This is a genomic window from Mycobacterium sp. UNC410CL29Cvi84 (assembly GCF_000686745.1).
Lineage (GTDB): Bacteria > Actinomycetota > Actinomycetes > Mycobacteriales > Mycobacteriaceae > Mycobacterium > Mycobacterium mucogenicum_B.
The window spans coordinates 193651-212503 of sequence record NZ_JMLM01000006.1; the positions used below are offsets into that span (position 1 = coordinate 193651).

The following is an 18853-nucleotide window of genomic DNA, read 5'->3' on the forward strand; positions in this document are numbered from 1 at the left end:
AGGCGCATGACGACCGATTCGAGTGCATCCCCCGCGCAGCAGATCGCCGCTGGTTACGCCGTCACCGGCCAAGCGCTGAACCTGGGCGCGGTCGTCGTCGACGGGACCGTCGACCCCAGCGCTCAGGTCAAGATTCCGCTGGCCACCATCAACCGCCACGGCCTCATCGCGGGCGCGACCGGTACCGGTAAGACGAAGACGCTGCAGGTCATCGCCGAGCAATTGTCGACGGCCGGGGTGCCGGTCGTCATGGCCGACGTGAAGGGCGACCTGTCGGGGCTCGCGCAGCCCGGCGCGGCGGGCGACAAGACCGCCCAGCGTGCGAAAGACACCGGCGACGACTGGACGCCCACCGCCTTCCCGGTCGAGTTCCTGTCACTGGGGACGACGGGCATCGGCGTCCCGGTGCGCGCCACCGTCACCAGCTTCGGGCCCATCCTGCTGTCGAAGGTCTTGGGGCTCAACCAGACTCAGGAGTCGACGCTCGGGCTGATCTTCCACTGGGCCGACCAGAAGGGCCTGCTCCTCGATGACCTGAAGGATCTGCGCGGCGTCATCCAGTTCTTGACCAGCGATGAGGGCAAAGAGGAGCTCAAGGCGCTCGGCGCGGTGTCGCCGGCCACCGCGGGCGTGATCCTGCGTGCGCTGATCAACCTGGAGGCCGAGGGCGGCGACACGTTCTTCGGATTGCCCGAGCTCAAGCCCGAGGACCTCATGCGTCTGGACCCGCAGGGCCGCGGCATCATCACGCTGCTGGAGCTGGGCAGCCAGGCCGCGCGGCCGGTGTTGTTCTCGACGTTCCTGATGTGGGTGCTGGCCGACCTGTTCTCGACGCTGCCGGAGATCGGTGACGCGGACAAGCCGAAGCTGGTCTTCTTCTTCGACGAGGCGCACCTGCTGTTCGCCGACGCGTCGAAGGCGTTCCTGGACCAGGTCGAGCAGACCGTCAAGCTGATCCGCTCCAAGGGCGTCGGCGTGTTCTTCTGCACCCAGCTGCCCACCGACATTCCCAACGACGTCCTCAGCCAGCTGGGTGCGCGCGTCCAGCACGCGATCCGGGCCTTCACCCCGGACGACCAGAAGGCTCTGACGAAGACGGTCCGGACCTACCCGAAGACGTCCGTCTACGACCTGGAGTCGGCGCTGACGTCGCTCGGGATCGGTGAGGCCGTCGTCACCGTGCTGTCCGAGGTCGGTGCGCCGACGCCGGTGGCGTGGACCCGGCTGCGCGCGCCGCGGTCGCTGATGGGCACCATCGGCCCCGACGCCATTGCTGCCGCCGCCAAGGCCAGCCCGTTGCAAGCGACCTACGGCGCGACAGTCGACCGCGACTCGGCCCACGAGCGGCTGTCTGCGCAGCCGGCGCCGGCCAGTGCGCCGCCTGCGGCTGATGCCGGCACGGCGCCCGCGCCCACCCCGGCCGAAGAGCCCGACCTCACCGCATCCGGTCGCGTCGAGGTCGAGGCAGAGGGACCCGGCATGGTGTCGGAAGTCCTGCAGAGCACCGCGTTCAAGAGCTTCCTGCGCTCGGCGGCGACCGTGGCAGGCCGCGAGATCACCCGCAGCCTGTTCGGTACGACGCGCCGGCGGTAAGTCGGTTCAGTTGGGGCGCGCCGAGAAGGACCAAATGGTCGTTGCGAAGCCGAATCAGCAGCCATTTGGTCCTTCTCGGCGGCCTGAAGCCTTACGACCCGCCGAGCTTCTTGTAGACCGCGCCGACGATCGGCGCGACGATCGCGCGCGGGGCGTAGCCGCTCGCGGCCGACATGGCCTTCGAGGTCAGGCCCGGGACGACGCGCATCTTGTTCTTCTCGAGGCCGTCCAGCGAAATCCGGGCGGTGTACTCGGTGTCGATCCACAGGAAGTCGGGGATCAGGCGCTCGACCAGTGACTGCTCGGACGGGTCGGGCAGCTCGGTGCGCACCGGTCCGGGCGCCAGCAGCGTGACGTTGATGCCGTGCGGCTTGAGCTCGCCGCGCAGCGACTCGCTGAAGGTGTTGGCGAACGCCTTGGACGCGGCGTAGGTCGCGTTGTTCGGGATGGGCGAGTTGCCCGCGGCCGAACCGGAGATCAGGATGCCGCCGCCCTTGCGCGCGATCATGCCGGGCAGCACGGCGAGCACCAGGTCGTGCACGCCCTGCACGTTGAGCTGCACCTGGGCCTTCTCACCTTCGGCGGGCAGGTCGGCGACGGCGCCGAACGTCGCGGTGCCGGCGTTGGCGCACAGGATAGAGATGTCGCGCTGGGCGAGCTCGTCGCAGAGCTTGTCGCGGTCGGCCGGGTCGGTCAGGTCGCAGGCCCGGACCTCCACGGTGACGCCGTACTTATCGGTGATGCGCTTGGCGACCTCGGCCAGCACCTCGCCGCGGCGCGCCGTGATGATCAGGTGGTGGCCGCGGGCGGCGAGTTCGGTGGCCAGCGCTTCACCGATGTTCTGCGAGGCGCCGGTGACGACGGCGCGGGCGTCGGGACTGGGAGCGGGTACGGGCATGGGTGCAATCGTAGGGACCAATAGAGTGGCGGCATGAGCGAGGCTTGCCGAGCGAATCGACGGGCCTTGAGCAGCCACGTCCCGCCCGTCGGCCGGGGTCGCGTCGCCGCCTGGGCACTGTGGGACTCCGGTGCCACGGGCGTGAACGCGATCGTGACGACCTTCGGTTTCAACATCTATCTCATCTCGGAGGTCGGCAAAGGCCTGCCGGGCCCGACGACGCCGGAGAGCTGGCTGGGGCGCGCGGTGCTGGTGGCGGGCATCGCCGTGGCGTTGTTGGCCCCGGTGACGGGTGTGATGGTCGACGCCGCGTACCGGCGGCGGCGGGCGCTCGCGGCGCTGACGGGCGCCGTGGTGGTGCTGACGGCGTCGATGACGTTCATCAAGCCCGACTACCACTACCTGTGGATCGGCCTGGCGTTGTTGGCCTGTACCGCGGCGTGCATGGACCTGGCGACGGTCCCGTACAACGCGATGCTGCGGCAGCTGTCGACGCCGACGACCTCGGGTCGCATCTCTGGATTCGGCTTGGCGGCAGGGTTTTTCGGCAGCGTCGTACTGCTGCTCCTGGTCTTCGTGGGTTTCAAGTCCGGTAGCGGCGACACCCTCGGCCTCCTGGGCATTCCGAATTCGGACGGCAAACCGGACCGGTACGCGGTCCTGGTGGCAGCGGCGTGGTTCGTCATCTTCGCGCTGCCGTTGCTGCTGACGGTGAAGTCGCCGCCGCACGACGGCACGCCGGCCGTCGGATTCTTCGGCGCCTACCGCAGGTTGTGGACGGAGGTCGTCGGCGAGTGGCGCCGCGACCGCAACGTCGTCTACTACCTACTCTCCAGCGCCGTCTTCCGCGACGGGCTGACGGGCATCTCGATCTTCGGACCGGTGGTGGGGGTCAGCGTCTACGGGCTCGCGCCGACGAGCGTGCCGTTGTTCGGCGCCGGTGCGTTCACCATCGCGGCACTGGGCGCGGCGCTCGGCGGCATGCTCGACGACCGGATCGGTTCCAAGCGCGTCATCGTGGGCTCACTGGCCGCGATGGTCGCCGTCGGCATCACGCTGATGTTCCTGTCCGGACCGCTCGCGTTCTGGATTTGTGGCCTGACACTGTGCCTGTTCGTCGGCCCCACGCAGTCGGCGTCGCGGAACCTGATGCTCCGCATCTCGGCGGACGGCAAGGAGGGCGTGGCCTTCGGGCTCTACACCACCACGGGCCGGGCGGCGCACGTGCTGTCGCCGTGGTTGTTCTCGATGTTCATCGACATCTTCGCGACGACGCGGGCGGGCCTGGGCGGCCTGTGCACGGTCCTGGCGATCGGGCTGGTCGGGATGATGCTGGTGAAGGTGCCGGCCCGGCGTTAGTGCCCGTGCCCGCGGCCGCGTTTGCCGGACTGTCGGCACACCGTGAGGCCCGCGCCTTCCCGCTGCTGAATCTGGGTGCCGTCGACCGAGATGGTGCACGCGATGCCGCGTCCGGCGTTGACGATGCTGACGCTGGCCGAGCGCGCGGCCGGCCGGTTCAGCTGCACTTCCTTGGTCCACGGCAGCGGCACGTTGAACTCCGTCTGCAGCACCCCGCCGGTGTCGACGTACGTGATGCTCACCGCCCGGCCGTTGCCGATCACGGCGTACAGCACGGCTTCGGTGTCGCCGCTCTCGTCGTCTGGGGGCGCTGCCGCCGCCGGTGGGCTGACGGCTTCGCTGGGCTCGGTGCTCTCGGGCGTCGTGGTGGTCGTCACAGTCGTCGACGACGACATCGGATCCTGCGTCGGGACCGGCAGCGGCGGCGGTGCGACCAGGGTCTGTTGTTCGGAGCTGTTGACGATGACCAGCGCGATCACGGTGCAGAGAGCCAGGATCAGTACCGCGCCGGCCAGCGGGAACAGCCACTTGTGGCGGCGGACCTTCGGCGGTGCGGTGACACCGTAGGGATCGGTGAAGGCGTCGGTCTGGTAGCCGGCCGTCGGCATGGCCGGGAGTTTCTTGGTGGCGTCCAGCCCGTCGTCGCGCGATCCGGTCATGCCCACCTCATGTTTGCAGGGTACCTGCGGCACGCGCCGGACCGCGGGGACGCTGCGGCAGGTTGGATCAGCGGTGCGGGGCCAGTGCCGCGACGGTCATGGCCCGCAGCACGGCGCGCGAGGATTCCTCCTGCTTGCGGGCGCTGCCCGCGGTGACGCTGTGTGGCGTCGAGTTCAGGAGCCCGAATGCGGCGTGCGCCATGGTGCGGGCGTCGGCCTCGCTGCGCGACGGGTCGAGCCGACGCAGGACGTCGACCCAGATTTCGACGTACTGGCGCTGCGAGCGGCGCACCTGGCGTTTGGCGGCGTCGGGGAGGTTGTTGAGGTCGCGGTCCTGGATCCGGATCAGGTCGGACTCGTTGAGCGCGAAGTCCAGGTGGAACTCGATGAGGCCGTTGAGTGCGTCGGCGGGATCGTCACATTCGGCGACCACGGCGCGTCCCCCCGCGTGCAGCCGGGCGCTGACACTGACCAGTAGCTCGACCAGGAGCGCTTCCTTGTTGGGGAAGTGCCGATAGATCGCGGGCCCGCTGATGCCTGCCGCGGCGCCGATGTCCTCGAGGCGGACCGCCAGAAAGCCCCGTTCGGCGATGAGTCGTTCGGCGGCGGCGACGAGTTGGCCGCGCCGGTCGGATTTGGCTCGGCTGCGCGGTGTTTCGGCGTCTGACACTGATGCCGTCATCGACACCTCCAACCCGGTCTGGACATCTCAGTTAATGAAGACTAACATCGCGTTCGGTTATTCGCCATTAACTCAAGTGAAATGGAGCGACGATGTCGCCGAGCGTTTCCCAACGGGTATCGCATCGCGAGCAGCACCTGGCGCTGGTGGCCGATCTCAAGGACAGGCTGGCCGTCGCCGCGCTGGGTGGATCGGAGCGCGCCCGCGAGCGCCACGTCGGTCGCGGCAAGCTGCTGCCGCGCGACCGGGTCAACGGGCTCCTCGATCCGGGCAGCCCGTTCCTGGAGATCGCGCCGCTGGCCGCGGGCGGCATGTACGACGACGAATGCCCGGGCGCCGGCATGATCGCCGGCATCGGCCGGGTGTCGGGTCGCGAATGCATGATCGTCGCCAACGACGCGACGGTGAAAGGTGGCACGTACTACCCGATCACGGTCAAGAAGCACCTGCGGGCGCAGGAGATCGCCAGCCAGAACCAGCTGCCGTGCGTGTACCTCGTCGACTCCGGTGGTGCGTTCCTGCCGCGCCAGGACGAGGTGTTCCCCGACCGCGAACACTTCGGCCGCATCTTCTTCAACCAGGCCAACATGTCGGCGCGGGGTATCCCGCAGATCGCCGCGGTGCTCGGCTCCTGCACCGCCGGCGGCGCGTACGTCCCCGCGATGAGCGACGAGGCCGTCATCGTCCGCAACCAGGGCACCATCTTCCTGGGCGGCCCGCCCCTGGTGAAAGCCGCGACCGGAGAGGTGGTTTCGGCCGAGGACCTCGGTGGCGGCGACCTGCACTCCAAGATCTCCGGCGTCACCGACCACCTGGCGCACGACGACCGCGACGCGCTGCGCATCGTCCGCCGCATCGCCTCGACGTTCGGGCCGCGCGCGCAGGCGCCGTGGGACGTCGCCCCGACGGTGGACGCGGTGTGCGACCAGACCGAGCTCTACGACGTCGTGCCGATCGACTCCAAGGTGCCGTACGACGTGCACGAGGTGATCACCCGCATCGTCGATGGCGGTGAATTCACCGAATTCAAGGCCGAATACGGCACCACGCTGGTGACCGGCTTCGCCCGTATCCACGGCCACCCGGTCGGCATCATCGCCAACAACGGCGTGCTGTTCGGCGAATCCGCCCAGAAGGGTGCGCATTTCATCGAACTGTGCGACAAGCGGTCGGTGCCGCTGCTGTTCCTGCAGAACATCTCCGGCTTCATGGTGGGCCGCGACTACGAGGCCGGCGGCATCGCCAAGCACGGCGCCAAGATGGTCACCGCGGTGGCCTGCGCGCGGGTGCCGAAGCTGACCGTCGTCATCGGCGGCTCGTACGGCGCCGGCAACTACTCGATGTGCGGCCGCGCGTACTCGCCGCGGTTCCTGTGGATGTGGCCCAACGCCCGCATCTCGGTGATGGGCGGCGAGCAGGCCGCCTCGGTGCTGGCCACCGTGCGCGGTGACCTGACGCCGGAGGAGGAAGAGGCCATCAAGGCCCCGATCCGCCAGCAGTACGAGGATCAGGGCAACCCGTACTACTCGACGGCCCGGCTCTGGGACGACGGCGTCATCGACCCGGCGGACACCAGAACCGTGGTGGGACTGGCTCTTTCAGTTGTCGCGCAGGCTCCGCTCGAGCCTGTGTCCTACGGCGTTTTCAGGATGTGAGATGAAGACTTTCGATACGGTCCTGGTCGCCAACCGCGGCGAGATCGCGGTCCGCGTCATCCGGACGTTGCGGGCCATGGGGATTCGTTCGGTCGCGGTGTTCAGCGACGCCGATGCCGGTGCCCGGCATGTGCTCGAGGCCGACGTGGCGGTGAACATCGGCCCGGCCCCGGCCCGGCAGAGCTACCTGAGCATCGACGCCCTCGTGAGCGCGGCGCGGCGCACCGGCGCGCAGGCCGTGCATCCGGGCTACGGATTCCTTTCCGAGAACGCCGAATTCGCCGCCGCACTGCACGATGCGGGCATCGTCTTCATCGGGCCGCCGGCCAAGGCCATCGGCACCATGGGCGACAAGATCACCGCCAAGGCGGCGGTGTCGGCCTTCGGGGTGCCGGTGGTTCCCGGTATCTCGCGTCCGGGTCTCACCGACGACGAGCTCATCACCGGCGCCCCCGAGGTGGGCTTCCCGGTGCTGGTGAAGCCGTCCGCCGGCGGTGGCGGCAAGGGTATGCGCGTGGTGCATTCGGCTGCCGAGCTGCCCGCCGCGCTGGCCTCGGCCCGCCGCGAGGCCGCCTCGGCATTCGGTGACGACACCCTGTTCCTGGAGCGATTCGTGTTGAACCCCAGGCACATCGAGGTCCAGGTCGTCGCGGATAGTCACGGCAACGTCGTGCATCTCGGCGAGCGCGAGTGCAGCCTGCAGCGCCGGCACCAGAAGGTCATCGAAGAGGCCCCGTCACCCGTGCTGGACGAGGCGACCCGGGCCCGCATCGGTGCGGCCGCGTGCGACACCGCCCGCAGCGTCGATTACCGCGGCGCCGGCACCGTCGAGTTCATCGTTTCCGCCGACCGGCCCGACGAGTTCTTCTTCATGGAGATGAACACCCGCCTGCAGGTGGAACACCCGGTGACGGAACTGGTCACGGGCATCGACCTGGTGGAGTTGCAGGTGCGGGTGGCCGCTGGCGAGGCACTGCCGGTGGCACAGGACGACATCACGATGACGGGCCACGCCATCGAAGCCCGCGTGTACGCCGAGGACCCGGCGCACGACTTCCTGCCCACGGGCGGCACCGTGCTGGCGCTGGCCGAGCCCGCCGACGCCCGCGTGGATTCCGGTATCCGGGCCGGCTCGGTGATCGGCAGCGACTACGACCCGATGCTGTCGAAAATCATTGCGTACGGGCCGGATCGGGAGTCGGCGCGGCGTGGCCTGGACCGGGCGCTGGCCGATACCGCCGTGTTGGGTGTCGGCACCAACCTCGACTTCCTGCGTTTCCTGCTGGCTGACGAGGACGTCATCGCCGGACGCCTCGACACCGGGCTGCTGGACCGCCGCACGGGCGACTACGTCGCGGCGCAGGCCGGCGACGACGAGTTCATCGCCGCCGCCGCGTACCGCTGGCTGCACAGCTGGGCGGACGCCGGCGAACTGTGGGCCACCCCGACGGGCTGGCGGGTGGGGGAGCACGCGCCGACCACCATCCGGCTGCGGGCCGGTGACCGGACCGACCACGTCCACCTCACCGGAACGCCCGCGGCCGCCACGGCACGCATCGAAGACGGCGAACCGCGCAGCGTGACAGCGTCGTTGGACGGTGACCGGCTGATCGTCACGGTGGACGGCCTGCGCACCGAATACCTGACCGCCGTCGAGGACCACCGGCTGTGGCTGGCCGGTGCCGGCCGTACCACCGTCGTCGAGGACGTACGTGAGGCGCCGGTCCGCGCCGACGACGAACACAGTGGTGACGCCGAGATCGTCAGCCCGATGCCGGGATCCGTTGTCGCCGTGGGTGTCGAGGACGGGTCGACGGTGAGTAGTGGTGACGTCGTCGTCACCGTCGAGGCCATGAAGATGGAACACGCGTTGTCGTCGCCGGTCGACGGCACCGTGGAATTGCTTGTCGCCGTCGGCGATCAGGTCAAAGTGGGCCAGCCGCTGGCCCGGATTACCGCAGCAACCGAGGAGACCAAATGAGCGACTTCATTTCGACCGGCACCCTGCCGGACCACTACGCCGAGCTGGCCAAGACGGTCCGGGAATTCGCGCAGACGGTCGTCGCGCCGGTGGCCGCCCAGCACGACAAGGACCACACCTTCCCGTACAAGGTCATCGACGGCATGGCCGACATGGGCCTGTTCGGCCTGCCCTTCCCCGAGGAGTACGGCGGCATGGGCGGCGACTACTTCGCCCTGTGCCTGGCCTTGGAGGAACTCGGCAAGGTGGACCAGAGCGTCGCCATCACGCTGGAGGCGGGCGTCGGCCTGGGTGCCATGCCGGTGTACCGCTTCGGCACCGAGGCGCAGAAGCAGGAATGGCTGCCGCAGCTGGCCAGCGGAAAGGCCTTGGGCGCCTTCGGTTTGACCGAGGCCGGTGGCGGCAGCGATGCCGGCGCCACCAAGACGACCGCCAAGCTGGACGGCGACAGCTGGGTGATCAACGGCTCCAAGCAGTTCATCACCAACTCCGGCACCGACATCACCAAGCTCGTGACCGTCACTGCCGTGACCGGCGAACTGCCCGGTGGGCACAAGGAGATCTCGTCGATCCTGGTCCCGGTGCCGACGCCCGGCTTCACCGCTGAACCCGCCTACGACAAGGTCGGGTGGAACGCCTCGGACACCCACCCGCTGAGCTTCGACGACGTGCGCGTGCCGGCCGAGAACCTGCTCGGTGACCGCGGCCGCGGCTACGCCAACTTCCTGCGCATCCTCGACGAGGGCCGCATCGCCATCGCCGCGCTGTCGGTCGGTGTCGCGCAAGGCTGCGTCGACGAGTGCGTGAAGTACTCGAAGGAGCGGGAAGCGTTCGGCCGCAAGATCGGTGGCTACCAGGCCATCGCCTTCAAGATCGCCCGGATGGAGGCGCGCGCCCACGTCGCCCGCACCGCCTACTACGACGCCGCCGCACTGATGCTGGCGGGCAAGCCGTTCAAGAAGGCCGCCTGCATCGCCAAGATGATCGCCAGCGAGGCCGCGATGGACAACGCCCGCGACGCGACCCAGGTGTTCGGCGGCTACGGCTTCATGAACGAGTACCCGGTGGCCCGACACTACCGCGATTCGAAGATCCTCGAAATCGGTGAGGGCACAACGGAAGTTCAGCTGATGCTGATCGCGCGTGAGGCCGGGCTGTGACCGAGAAGCGGATCATCGAGCAGCGCGGGCTCTGGTACGAAGAGTTCCAGCCGGGCGTCATCTACCAGCACCGGCCCGGCCGCACCATCACCGAAGCCGACAACGTCCTGTTCACCACGCTGACGATGAACACGCAGGCGCTGCACCTGGACGCCGCGTTCTCCGACGCGTTGCCGCCGTTCCATGCGCGACTGGTGAATTCGATGTTCACGCTGTCCACGCTCGTCGGGCTGTCGGTCGCCCAGCTGACGCAGGGCACGATCGTCGGGAACCTCGGTTTCTCCGACATCGCGTTCCCCAGGCCGCTTTTCCACGGCGACACGCTGTACGCGGAGTCCGAGGTGGTCGAGAAGCGCGAGTCCATGAGCCGGCCGGGAGAGGGCATCGTCACGTTCGCCCACACCGGTCGCAACCAGCACGGTGACATCGTCGCCACCGCGACGCGCAAGACCATGGTGCGCAAGCGTCCCGCGGAGCAGTCGTCATGAGCCTGACGGCCCCGGGCCCCGGCTGGCTGTTCTGCCCGGCAGATCGTCCCGAGCGGTTCGAAAAGGCCGCCGCCGCAGCCGATGTGGTGATCCTCGATCTGGAAGACGGCTGCGCCGCGAAGGACCGGCCGGCGGCTCGCCAGGCGTTGATCGACACCCCGCTGGACCCGGCGCGCACGGTGGTGCGGCTGAACCCGTCGGACACTGCTGATCATCCGCTGGACCTGGAGGCGCTGGCGAAGACGCCGTACACCACGGTGATGCTCGCGAAAACCGAGTCCGCCGAACAGGTTCGGGCGCTCGCGCCGCTGGACGTGGTGGTGCTCGTGGAGACGCCGCTCGGGGCGCTCGCCGTCACCGAGACCGCCCGGGTCGACAACACGTACGCCGTCATGTGGGGCGCCGAGGACCTGTTCGCAGTGCTCGGCGGCACCGCCAACCGCTGGCCCGACGGCAGCTACCGCGACGTCGCCAAGCACGTCCGGTCGCAGTCGTTGTTGGCGGCCAAGGCTTTCGGCAAGCTCGCGCTGGATTCGGTGTACCTCGACATCAAGAACCTGGACGGCCTGCGGGCCGAGGTCGACGATGCCGTGGCCGTCGGCTTCGACGCCAAAGTGGCCATCCACCCGACCCAGGTCGCGGTCATCCGGGACGGCTACGCGCCGACCGAGAAGGAGATCGCCTGGGCGCGTGCGGTACTCGACGCCGCGACCCGCGAGCGCGGTGTGTTCCAGTACGACGGCCTCATGGTCGACATGCCGGTGCTCCGCCGGGCCGAGCGGATCATCGCCCTGGCGCAGTAGGAGCTTCTTCCCGCGAGCAGACGTAAAACTGTCCAATTCCAATGAAATTCGACAGTTTTGCGGCTGCTCGCGGTTAAAGATCTTCGACGCTGAGGATGCCGTCTTGCACGGCACGGGCGACGAGTTGGGCCTTGGTGGCCGCCGGCCGCCCCGCGGCGGCGTACTTGGCGCGGACACGTTGCAAGTGGGTCCGGACGGTGGTCGGGGCGAGATGTAGCCGCTTGGCGACGATGTCCTTGCTCTCGGTCTGGAACCAGGCCTTGAGCACTTCGCGTTCGCGCTGGGTGAGTCCGGGCCGGCCGGAGTCGGTGTCCGAGCAGATGGCCGCGGCCATGCGGGGGCCGACGTACGGCTCGTGGGTGCTGGCCGCGCGGATGGCCTCGATGAGGTGGCCCTGGCCTTCGCTCTTGGCCAGATAGGTGACCACCCCGATGGCCAGGCACCGCAGGATGACCTCGGCGTTCTCGAGGTGCGAGTAGACGATCACCGCGTGTCCCGCGTCCACGATGGCGGCGACCGCATCGAAATCAGGCTGGCGACTGCGCAGTTCGAGGTCCAGGATGACCGCGGCCAGCTGGTGGTCAGCCTTGGGGTAGACGGCCAGGAACGATTCGGCGTCGAGGTGGTCGGATGCGACGCGGATGGGTGGATCGGCCTGAGCGCACCATGCCGAGACGCCGGTGTGGATGACGTCGTGGTCATCGACAACGGCGATGGCCAGGGGCTCAGATCGGTTGGCCGGCGCGGACATGTTCGGTCGATCTTTCTGGGAGTGGGTGGCGCACGGTGATCCACACCGTGTCATCGAGGGTGGTCAGGTCGAATTCATCTTCGTCGTCGACACTGGATTTCGTCGGCAAATCGGCGTGCTGCGCGCGCTGACACATGACGCTGAGTTCGACTGCGGCCGATTCGGCCGTGACGGTGATGCGGGCCGGTGACGCGGCCGCCTGGAGAACCTGGTCGACGAGCCGGGCCAGTCGGCGGGCGGTGGGCACATCCATGGCCGGCAGCGTGCCCTGGACGTCCACGGAAATGGCGAGGCCGCGATTCTGGGCCGCGTCGATGCGTGGGCGTAATTCGCGGAGCAGGACGTGCTCGAAGCTCGCGGACTGGTCGAAAAGGGTACGCAGCCGCTGGTATTCGAGTTGTGCGCGGCGCCGCGTCTCGGCGTCGACCGGTTTTCCGTCCGCGAGGGTGCACAGCAGCGGCTGGATGGTGGCGGCGAGGTCCGCGTAGCGGCGGTCGTATTCCTCCTGCACGGCGTCGGCGATGTGTGCCGCGGCGGTCAGGCGCATGTGACTCTCGGTCTCGGCGGAAGCGGCTGCGGCAGAACGCCGGATCATGTCAGCTACGACCAGGGCGCACAGTTGGGCGACGAGCACACTCGCCGTGTCGTATCCCAGGTCGACGACGGTGTGGACCGACGGATTCCGGATGATCGCGTAGATGGCGGGAACGACCCAGCACCACACCAGAACGCCCACGGCGTAGCTGAGCCGCACGCTGAGCAGCAGCGGCAGCACACACCAGCCGATCGCGCCTTCGGCCCACTGCAACCGGGGGTCGAGGTCGTTGATCGGCATCGAGATCGACTGCACCAGAGCCACAATGACGAGCGCCATGATGCCGAAACGTGCCCGGGGATAGGTCCGGCCCATCACCCGGGGGATCGCCGACAGCGCCGCTGCCGTCGTCACGACGATGAGGGTCCATTGCAGATACGGGTACGCCGCGAACCTCAGGGATGCGGGCACCGTCACCAGCAGGTTCGCCAGCCCGTAGGCAACCAGCGCCAGTCCGTATCCCATGTGTGCCCGCTCGATGAGCCGCTCCGGGTCAGGCGCTGGGCCGGCATTGGCCGGTATTGCCGTGGGCCAACACAACTCGACCGTGGTGCCCTGCCCGGGCTGCGTGATGATCCCCGCGACGCCGCCGAGCTGCTGCATGCGGGCGATGATCGAGTCGGCGATGCCGTGTCCCCGCGTCGGTCGGGTGGGATCGAATCCGCGCCCGTCGTCGGTGATCTGGATTCGCCCGAGCTGCACGGTGATGGTGACCGCGGCGGCGCCGGAATGCCGGTCGACGTTGGTGAGGGCCTCGCGCGCGGCGGCCGCGATGGGCGCCGCCGTCGCCCCGTCCACCCACATCGCCGAGACACCGGCATAGCTCACGGGCGTCGTGGTGTGGGCGGCGTGATCACGCAGGGCGGCAACGAGATCGGCCGGCGGCGCGGGTGCGTGGGACGTCTCGGTGAACACGCGAAGGTCGCGGCGCGCCTGGGCGGCGACACGCTCGGGCGACAACGCGGCCCCGGTCCCCACCATCAGCAGGGTGGAGGCGACGGTGTCATGTAGCAGCCGCGTCTGCTCGCGGTCGTAATCGCGCACCGCGGCGTTGACTTTCTGGCGGAGCTCGACGGCGAGCCGCTCGGCGCGCGCCGCATCGACTTTCTCGGCCACGCGCACCGTCAAGATGCGGATCAACGTCGACGCCACCCACAGCAGGGCGAAGTAGTAGACGTTGACCCACTGGTCGGTGTCGTGCACACCGCCGACCGGCGCCGCGCCGGCCGCGACCGCGGCCACGACGCCCGCGGCCATCGCCGCGTTCAGTAGCGGTTCGAACACCGTGAAGCTCGCGATGGCCGTACCGCCGATCGCGATCGGCGCGCAGGTCGGCGGACACACCTGGTCGTCGGCTGCCGCGAGGGGGAGGACCAGGCAGGCGGCGATCGTGACGGCGTAGTCGATCGCGATGATGCGCGGCGTCGCGGAGCGGGTCAGCAGCCGGTACAGCGACCAGGCGCCCGCCAGGCCGGCGAAGGCGACGCCGGCCAGGCTGATGCGCCGCGCCGAGACCAGCACCACGGCGTACACCACCAATGCCCCGCCGTGCCGCATGAACAGGCTGATGAGCATCGTGTGCGCGAGGAAGTTGCGACGTGCTGCGCCTGTGCCGGTGTCGAACATGATGAGACTGACGTACGCGTGTGGTCAGGGGGCGGGCACGGATGACGCTCGGGCGACGTTGGGGCCGGCGCGGTTCGGACGTCTCATCGGTTTCTCGCTTCTGGCACTGCCACGTTGATGATGCGATGGTTTTAGCACGCGGCAACGACAGACTTCGGGCCGATTCGCGTGTCACCAGCGCAAATAACAATGAATTCATACGTTCGGGCTACAAGTTGGCCGTATTGCCGCCGACTGTGCCGGCCGGCCCGACACGTCTTCAGTCTGTTACCTGCGATAACCGCGGCCGGATGGCCTTCGAGCGCATAATGGCGGTGATGCCCCAGCACTGCGGCGAGCAGAGCGGATCATCCGACTGGTGCCACACCCCGGCATCGGCCGGCGACCCTCACCACCTGAGGGGTTGCCCTGGTCGCCACCGCGCTGAGCTTCTCGCGGACTGACGGCCGAACATGCCGTCACCGAAAGGAGGCGGTATGGCTGACGTGACGGTCCCCGGCCTGGACAACTGGGTGGACCTTGAACCCGTGCAACTCGTCGCGCCCGACGGCGCGGCCACCTCCGACGTGCGCTATCGCCGCGACCTGCCGCCCGAAACGCTGGGCTGGCTGTACGAGGAGATGGTTGTCACCCGCGACCTCGACGTCGAATTCGTGAATCTGCAGCGGCAGGGTGAACTCGCGCTGTTCGCCTCGTGCCGCGGCCAGGAAGCCGCACAGGTGGGCGCGGCAGCCTGTCTGCGCAAGACCGACTGGCTGTTCCCGCAGTACCGGGAACTCGGCGCCCTGCTGGTTCGCGGCATCACGCCGGCTCAGATCAGCGCGGTGTGGCGGGGCCGCTGGCACGGTGGCCTCGGATTCACCGAAAAACACTGTGCGCCATTGTCGATCGATATCGGCTCACATGGCCTGCACGCGGTCGGCGCGGCGATGGCGGCGCAGCGGCTCGGGGAGGACTCGGTGACCGTGGCGTTCATCGGCGACGGCGGCACGTCCGAAGGTGACATGCACGAAGCGCTCAACTTCGCGGCCGTCACGTCGGCGCCGTGTGTGTTCTTCGTCCAGAACAATCAGTGGGCCATCTCGGTACCGGTGCGCCATCAGCAGGCGGGACCGTCGATCGCGCACCGCGCCATCGGCTACGGCATGCCCGGCATCCGGGTCGACGGCAACGACGTGCTGGCCTGCTACGCGGTGATGTCCGAGGCGGCGCAGCGCGCCCGCGGGGGCGACGGGCCGACGCTGATCGAGGCCGTCACCTACCGGATGGGGCCGCACACCACGTCCGATGATCCGACCCGCTACCGCGACCCGGATGAGCTGAAGCACTGGGAGGCACGCGATCCCATCACGCGCTACCGGACGTACCTGGAGCAGACCGGGGTGTGGACGCCCCGGCTGCAGCAGCACGTCGAGAACCGCTCCCGGCGGCTCCGCGCCGAACTGCGCGAGACGGTGCTGACGGCGCCGGACTTCGACGTCGCGGACATGTTCGACAACGTCTACGCCGACATCACACCCGAGCTGGCCCGGCAGCGTGACGCGTTGCTGGCCGAATTGGATTGGGAGGGTTGACATGACGCAGCTCATCGAGCGACCGCCGTGGTCCGGCGACGCGGAGCCCGACGAGCCGGGACGGCCGGCGGGGAAAATCGCCGCGGTCACCACAGTGTCGATGGTGCAGGCCATCAACCGCGCGCTCCGTGACGCGATGGCGGCCGACGACCGGGTGCTGGTGTTCGGTGAGGACGTCGCACAGCTGGGCGGGGTCTTCCGCGTCACCGACGGCCTGCATGAAACCTTCGGGGAAGCAAGGTGTTTCGATACACCGCTGGCGGAGTCGGCCATCGTCGGCATCGCGATCGGCATGGCGATCCGTGGCCTGGTGCCGGTACCCGAGATTCAGTTCGACGGATTCGCGGCCCCGGCGTTCGACCAGATCGTCAGCCACCTCGCGAAGTACCGGATGCGTACCCATGGCGATGTCGACATGCCGGTGACCATCCGCATCCCGTCGTTCGGCGGTATCGGTGCGGTGGAACATCATTCGGAGTCGACCGAGTCGTACTGGCTGCACACCGCCGGGCTGAAGGTCGTCATCCCGTCGACGCCGTCGGACGCGTATTGGCTGCTGCGTGAGGCCATCTCGTCCCGTGACCCGGTGATCTTCCTGGAGCCCAAACGCCGGTACTGGACCAAGGGCGAGCTCGACACCGGTGTCCCCGCGTTGCCGATCGGTCGGGCCGCGGTGCGGCGCACCGGGCGCGACGTCACCGTCATCACGTACGGCTCGCTGGTCGACACCGCATTGGCCGCGGCGGATCTCGCGGACGGCCACGACCTGGAGGTCATCGACCTGCGGTCGCTGAACCCGCTCGACTTCGACACCGTCGCGGCGTCGATCCGCAAGACCGGACGCGCGGTGATCATGCACGAGGGGCCGCGCACCCTGGGGTTCGGCGCCGAACTGGCCGCCCGGATCTCCGAAGAACTCTTCTATGACCTGGAGGCACCCGTGTTGCGCGCCAACGGCTTTGACACGCCCTATCCGCCCGCCCGGCTGGAGAAGCTCTGGCTACCCGGTGTCGACCGCCTGCTCGACTGCGTGCACAAGGCGATGAGCCAGCCATGACCGCGGCACACGACTTCCTGGTCCCTGACCTGGGCGAGGGATTGGAAGACGCCACCATCACGTCGTGGGCCGTGGCGGTGGGAGACACCGTCGAACTCAATCAGGTGTTGTGCACCGTCGAGACCAACAAGGCGGCCGTGGAGATTCCCAGCCCGTACGCCGGCGTGGTGACCGAACTCGGTGGGACAGAAGGGCAGACGCTCGCGGTGGGTGCCGTGCTGGTCCGCATCGCCACCGACGCCCCGGCGGCGGCAGAACCCGCCGAGCCGAAAGTCGAAGAGCCGAAAGCTGGGCAGCCGCATGCTGACGAGCCGAAACGCAAACCCGTGCTCGTGGGGTACGGCGCGGACGCCGATCTCGATACCACCCGCCGCCGGCCCCGGGCCAAACCGCGGGTGCGCAAACTCGCGGCCGACCTGAACGTCGACTTGACCGGGGTGGCGCCGTCGGGCCCGAACGGCATCGTCACGCGCCAGGACGTGCTGGCCTCGGCGCACCAGACCGGCGACACCGACCTCGTTCCCGTCAGCGGCGTGCAGGCCGAGATGGCGCGCCGGATGTCGGTGTCACGCAAGGAGATACCGGACGCACACGCGTCGGTTCAGGTGGACTGCGCCGAGTTGCTCCGGGTACGCGACACCCTGGCCGGGGCCGACGCCACCGTCACGCCGTTCGTGCTGACGCTGCGGCTGCTGACCATCGCGCTGCGGCACCACCGAGAGTTCAACGCCACCTGGGTGCCCGCCGAACACGGCGCGAGCGTTCACCTCCACGAATCGGTGCACCTCGGCATCGGCGTCGCGACATCGCGTGGGCTGCTGGTGCCGGTGGTGCGGGACGCCGAGCGCCTCTCCACCCGGGACCTGGCCTGGGCGGTGGACGGGCTGATTCGCTCCGCCCGGGACGGCACGCTGAAACCCGTTGAACTGCACGGCTCGACGTTCACCGTGTCGAACTTCGGGGCGCTGGGCCTCGACGAGGGCGTCCCCGTCATCAACTATCCGGAGGCGGCGATCCTCGGGATGGGCACACTCAAACCCCGGGCCGTCGTGCGCGACGGCGAGGTGGTGGCACGGCCGACCATGACACTCACCTGCGCCTTCGACCACCGCATCGCCGACGGCGCCGGGGCGGCCGCTTTCCTCGGCGAACTGCGGGCGCTCATCGAGGCGCCCGAACTGGCGCTGCTCGACGCGTAGTGGTCAGCGCTGCTTGGCAGCGGCCAGTCGGGCGGCGAATTCCGGTGACTCGATCGACGCGGCCTGCGGGACGATCTCGATGTCGACCGCCTTCGCGTGCTGCTCCTTGTCCAGAACACCGGGATGGTCGGTCGCGCGCATCGATGCCTTGGTCGCCAACACCACCTCGCGGGGCGCCGCGGCGGGACCGGCGGCCAGTGCCAATGCCGCGGCGACGGGGTCGTCGGCAACCTCCAGCGCCAGGCCGTGCCGGACGGCGGCGTCGGCGTCGAACTTCATGCCGAACAACAGCGCCGCGCGCGCCGCCTGCGGGCCGATGGCGCGCTGCAGCATCCAGGTCGCGCCGCCGCCCGGGTGAATCCCGAGCTTCTGGAACCGTGGGTCGAAGACCGCTCCGGGTCCGGCGATCCGGACGTCGGCGGCGAGCGCGAGGTTGAGCCCCGCCCCGACGGCCGGGCCGTTCACCGCGGCGATGGTCGGCAGCGTGCAGTCGGCCACCGCGAGGAAGCCGTCGTAGATGACCCGCAGGCCGTTGACCGTCGCGGCACCGAGCGCGGTCAGGTCGGCGCCGGCGCAGAACGCCTTGCCGGCGCCGGTCACGACCACGGCGTGCACGCTGTGATCGGCCTCAGCGGCGTTGATCGCGGCCCGCAGGCCGGCGGACATCTCCGCGGTCACCGCGTTGCGGCGGTCGGGATCGTTCACCGTGATGAGTGCGACGCGGTCGATGACCTGCGTCAGTACGAGATCGGACACCACCTCAGCCTATGGCT

16 protein-coding genes are annotated in these 18853 nt (G+C 68.9%); 10 read left to right on the forward strand and 6 right to left on the reverse strand.

All coding sequences use genetic code 11. The annotated features are described in order from the left end of the window. Positions 1-6: 6 nt before the first annotated feature. Positions 7-1593, forward strand: a complete 1587-nt coding sequence (locus BR47_RS0109315; protein WP_029119330.1) for a helicase HerA-like domain-containing protein — start codon at positions 7-9, stop codon at positions 1591-1593. Positions 1594-1684: 91 nt separating this feature from the next. On the opposite strand, the gene cmrA is transcribed toward BR47_RS0109315, so the two are convergent. After that, positions 1685-2491, reverse strand: a complete 807-nt coding sequence (cmrA, locus tag BR47_RS0109320; RefSeq protein WP_029119331.1) for a mycolate reductase — start codon at positions 2489-2491, stop codon at positions 1685-1687. A 33-nt stretch (positions 2492-2524) separates the two neighbouring features. Here cmrA and BR47_RS0109325 point away from each other — a divergent pair, with 33 nt between their 5' ends. Further along, positions 2525-3850, forward strand: coding sequence for an MFS transporter (locus tag BR47_RS0109325; RefSeq protein ID WP_051634704.1), 1326 nt, complete (start codon positions 2525-2527; stop codon positions 3848-3850). On the opposite strand, the gene BR47_RS30125 is transcribed toward BR47_RS0109325, so the two are convergent. Continuing rightward, positions 3847-4509, reverse strand: a complete 663-nt coding sequence (locus BR47_RS30125; protein WP_081633474.1) for an MmpS family transport accessory protein — start codon at positions 4507-4509, stop codon at positions 3847-3849. The two genes, BR47_RS0109325 and BR47_RS30125, sit on opposite strands and share 4 nt — an antisense overlap. A 67-nt stretch (positions 4510-4576) precedes the next feature. Then, on the reverse strand, positions 4577-5191 hold the full coding sequence (locus BR47_RS0109335; protein ID WP_036426979.1) for an SACE_7040 family transcriptional regulator: 615 nt from the start codon (positions 5189-5191) through the stop codon (positions 4577-4579). 92 nt (positions 5192-5283) lie between these two features. Between BR47_RS0109335 and BR47_RS0109340 the strand changes: the two genes are divergently transcribed. From BR47_RS0109340 to BR47_RS0109360, 5 genes are read left to right on the forward strand one after another with little or no spacing between them, the layout of a single operon-like run. After that, on the forward strand, positions 5284-6846 hold the full coding sequence (locus tag BR47_RS0109340) for a carboxyl transferase domain-containing protein (protein ID WP_029119334.1): 1563 nt from the start codon (positions 5284-5286) through the stop codon (positions 6844-6846). A 1-nt stretch (position 6847) separates the two neighbouring features. Beyond that, positions 6848-8827 carry an acetyl-CoA carboxylase biotin carboxylase subunit gene (locus tag BR47_RS0109345; RefSeq protein WP_029119335.1) on the forward strand — a complete coding sequence of 660 codons (1980 nt, stop codon included), beginning with the start codon at positions 6848-6850 and terminating at the stop codon, positions 8825-8827. Further along, positions 8824-9987, forward strand: coding sequence for an acyl-CoA dehydrogenase family protein (locus BR47_RS0109350; protein ID WP_029119336.1), 1164 nt, complete (start codon positions 8824-8826; stop codon positions 9985-9987). The genes BR47_RS0109345 and BR47_RS0109350 overlap by 4 nt, the downstream gene beginning before the upstream one ends. Next, positions 9984-10475, forward strand: a complete 492-nt coding sequence (locus tag BR47_RS0109355; protein ID WP_029119337.1) for a MaoC family dehydratase — start codon at positions 9984-9986, stop codon at positions 10473-10475. The genes BR47_RS0109350 and BR47_RS0109355 overlap by 4 nt, the downstream gene beginning before the upstream one ends. Beyond that, positions 10472-11278, forward strand: a complete 807-nt coding sequence (locus BR47_RS0109360; RefSeq protein ID WP_029119338.1) for an HpcH/HpaI aldolase/citrate lyase family protein — start codon at positions 10472-10474, stop codon at positions 11276-11278. Before BR47_RS0109355 ends, BR47_RS0109360 begins: the two co-directional genes overlap by 4 nt. A 73-nt stretch (positions 11279-11351) precedes the next feature. Here the strand turns inward: BR47_RS0109360 and BR47_RS0109365 are convergent, their stop codons facing one another. Together BR47_RS0109365 and BR47_RS32000 are read right to left on the reverse strand one after the other, a co-directional pair. Beyond that, on the reverse strand, positions 11352-12029 hold the full coding sequence (locus BR47_RS0109365; protein WP_020102253.1) for a response regulator transcription factor: 678 nt from the start codon (positions 12027-12029) through the stop codon (positions 11352-11354). Continuing rightward, on the reverse strand, positions 12004-14250 hold the full coding sequence (locus BR47_RS32000; RefSeq protein ID WP_051634705.1) for a sensor histidine kinase: 2247 nt from the start codon (positions 14248-14250) through the stop codon (positions 12004-12006). Before BR47_RS32000 ends, BR47_RS0109365 begins: the two co-directional genes overlap by 26 nt. 476 nt (positions 14251-14726) lie before the next feature. On the opposite strand from BR47_RS32000, the gene pdhA reads away from it, so the two are divergent. From pdhA to BR47_RS0109385, 3 genes are read left to right on the forward strand one after another with little or no spacing between them, the layout of a single operon-like run. Further along, a complete protein-coding gene (gene pdhA / locus BR47_RS0109375; RefSeq protein ID WP_020102251.1) occupies positions 14727-15824 on the forward strand; it encodes a pyruvate dehydrogenase (acetyl-transferring) E1 component subunit alpha in 1098 nt (365 codons plus the stop codon). A 1-nt stretch (position 15825) separates the two neighbouring features. Then, positions 15826-16881, forward strand: coding sequence for an alpha-ketoacid dehydrogenase subunit beta (locus tag BR47_RS0109380; protein WP_029119339.1), 1056 nt, complete (start codon positions 15826-15828; stop codon positions 16879-16881). Beyond that, complete coding sequence (locus tag BR47_RS0109385; RefSeq protein WP_029119340.1) at positions 16878-18080, forward strand: dihydrolipoamide acetyltransferase family protein; 1203 nt, start codon at positions 16878-16880, stop codon at positions 18078-18080. Before BR47_RS0109380 ends, BR47_RS0109385 begins: the two co-directional genes overlap by 4 nt. Before the next feature lie 3 nt (positions 18081-18083). Here the strand turns inward: BR47_RS0109385 and BR47_RS0109390 are convergent, their stop codons facing one another. After that, positions 18084-18836 carry an enoyl-CoA hydratase gene (locus BR47_RS0109390; protein WP_029105404.1) on the reverse strand — a complete coding sequence of 251 codons (753 nt, stop codon included), beginning with the start codon at positions 18834-18836 and terminating at the stop codon, positions 18084-18086. Between the last annotated feature and the right edge of the window lie 17 nt (positions 18837-18853).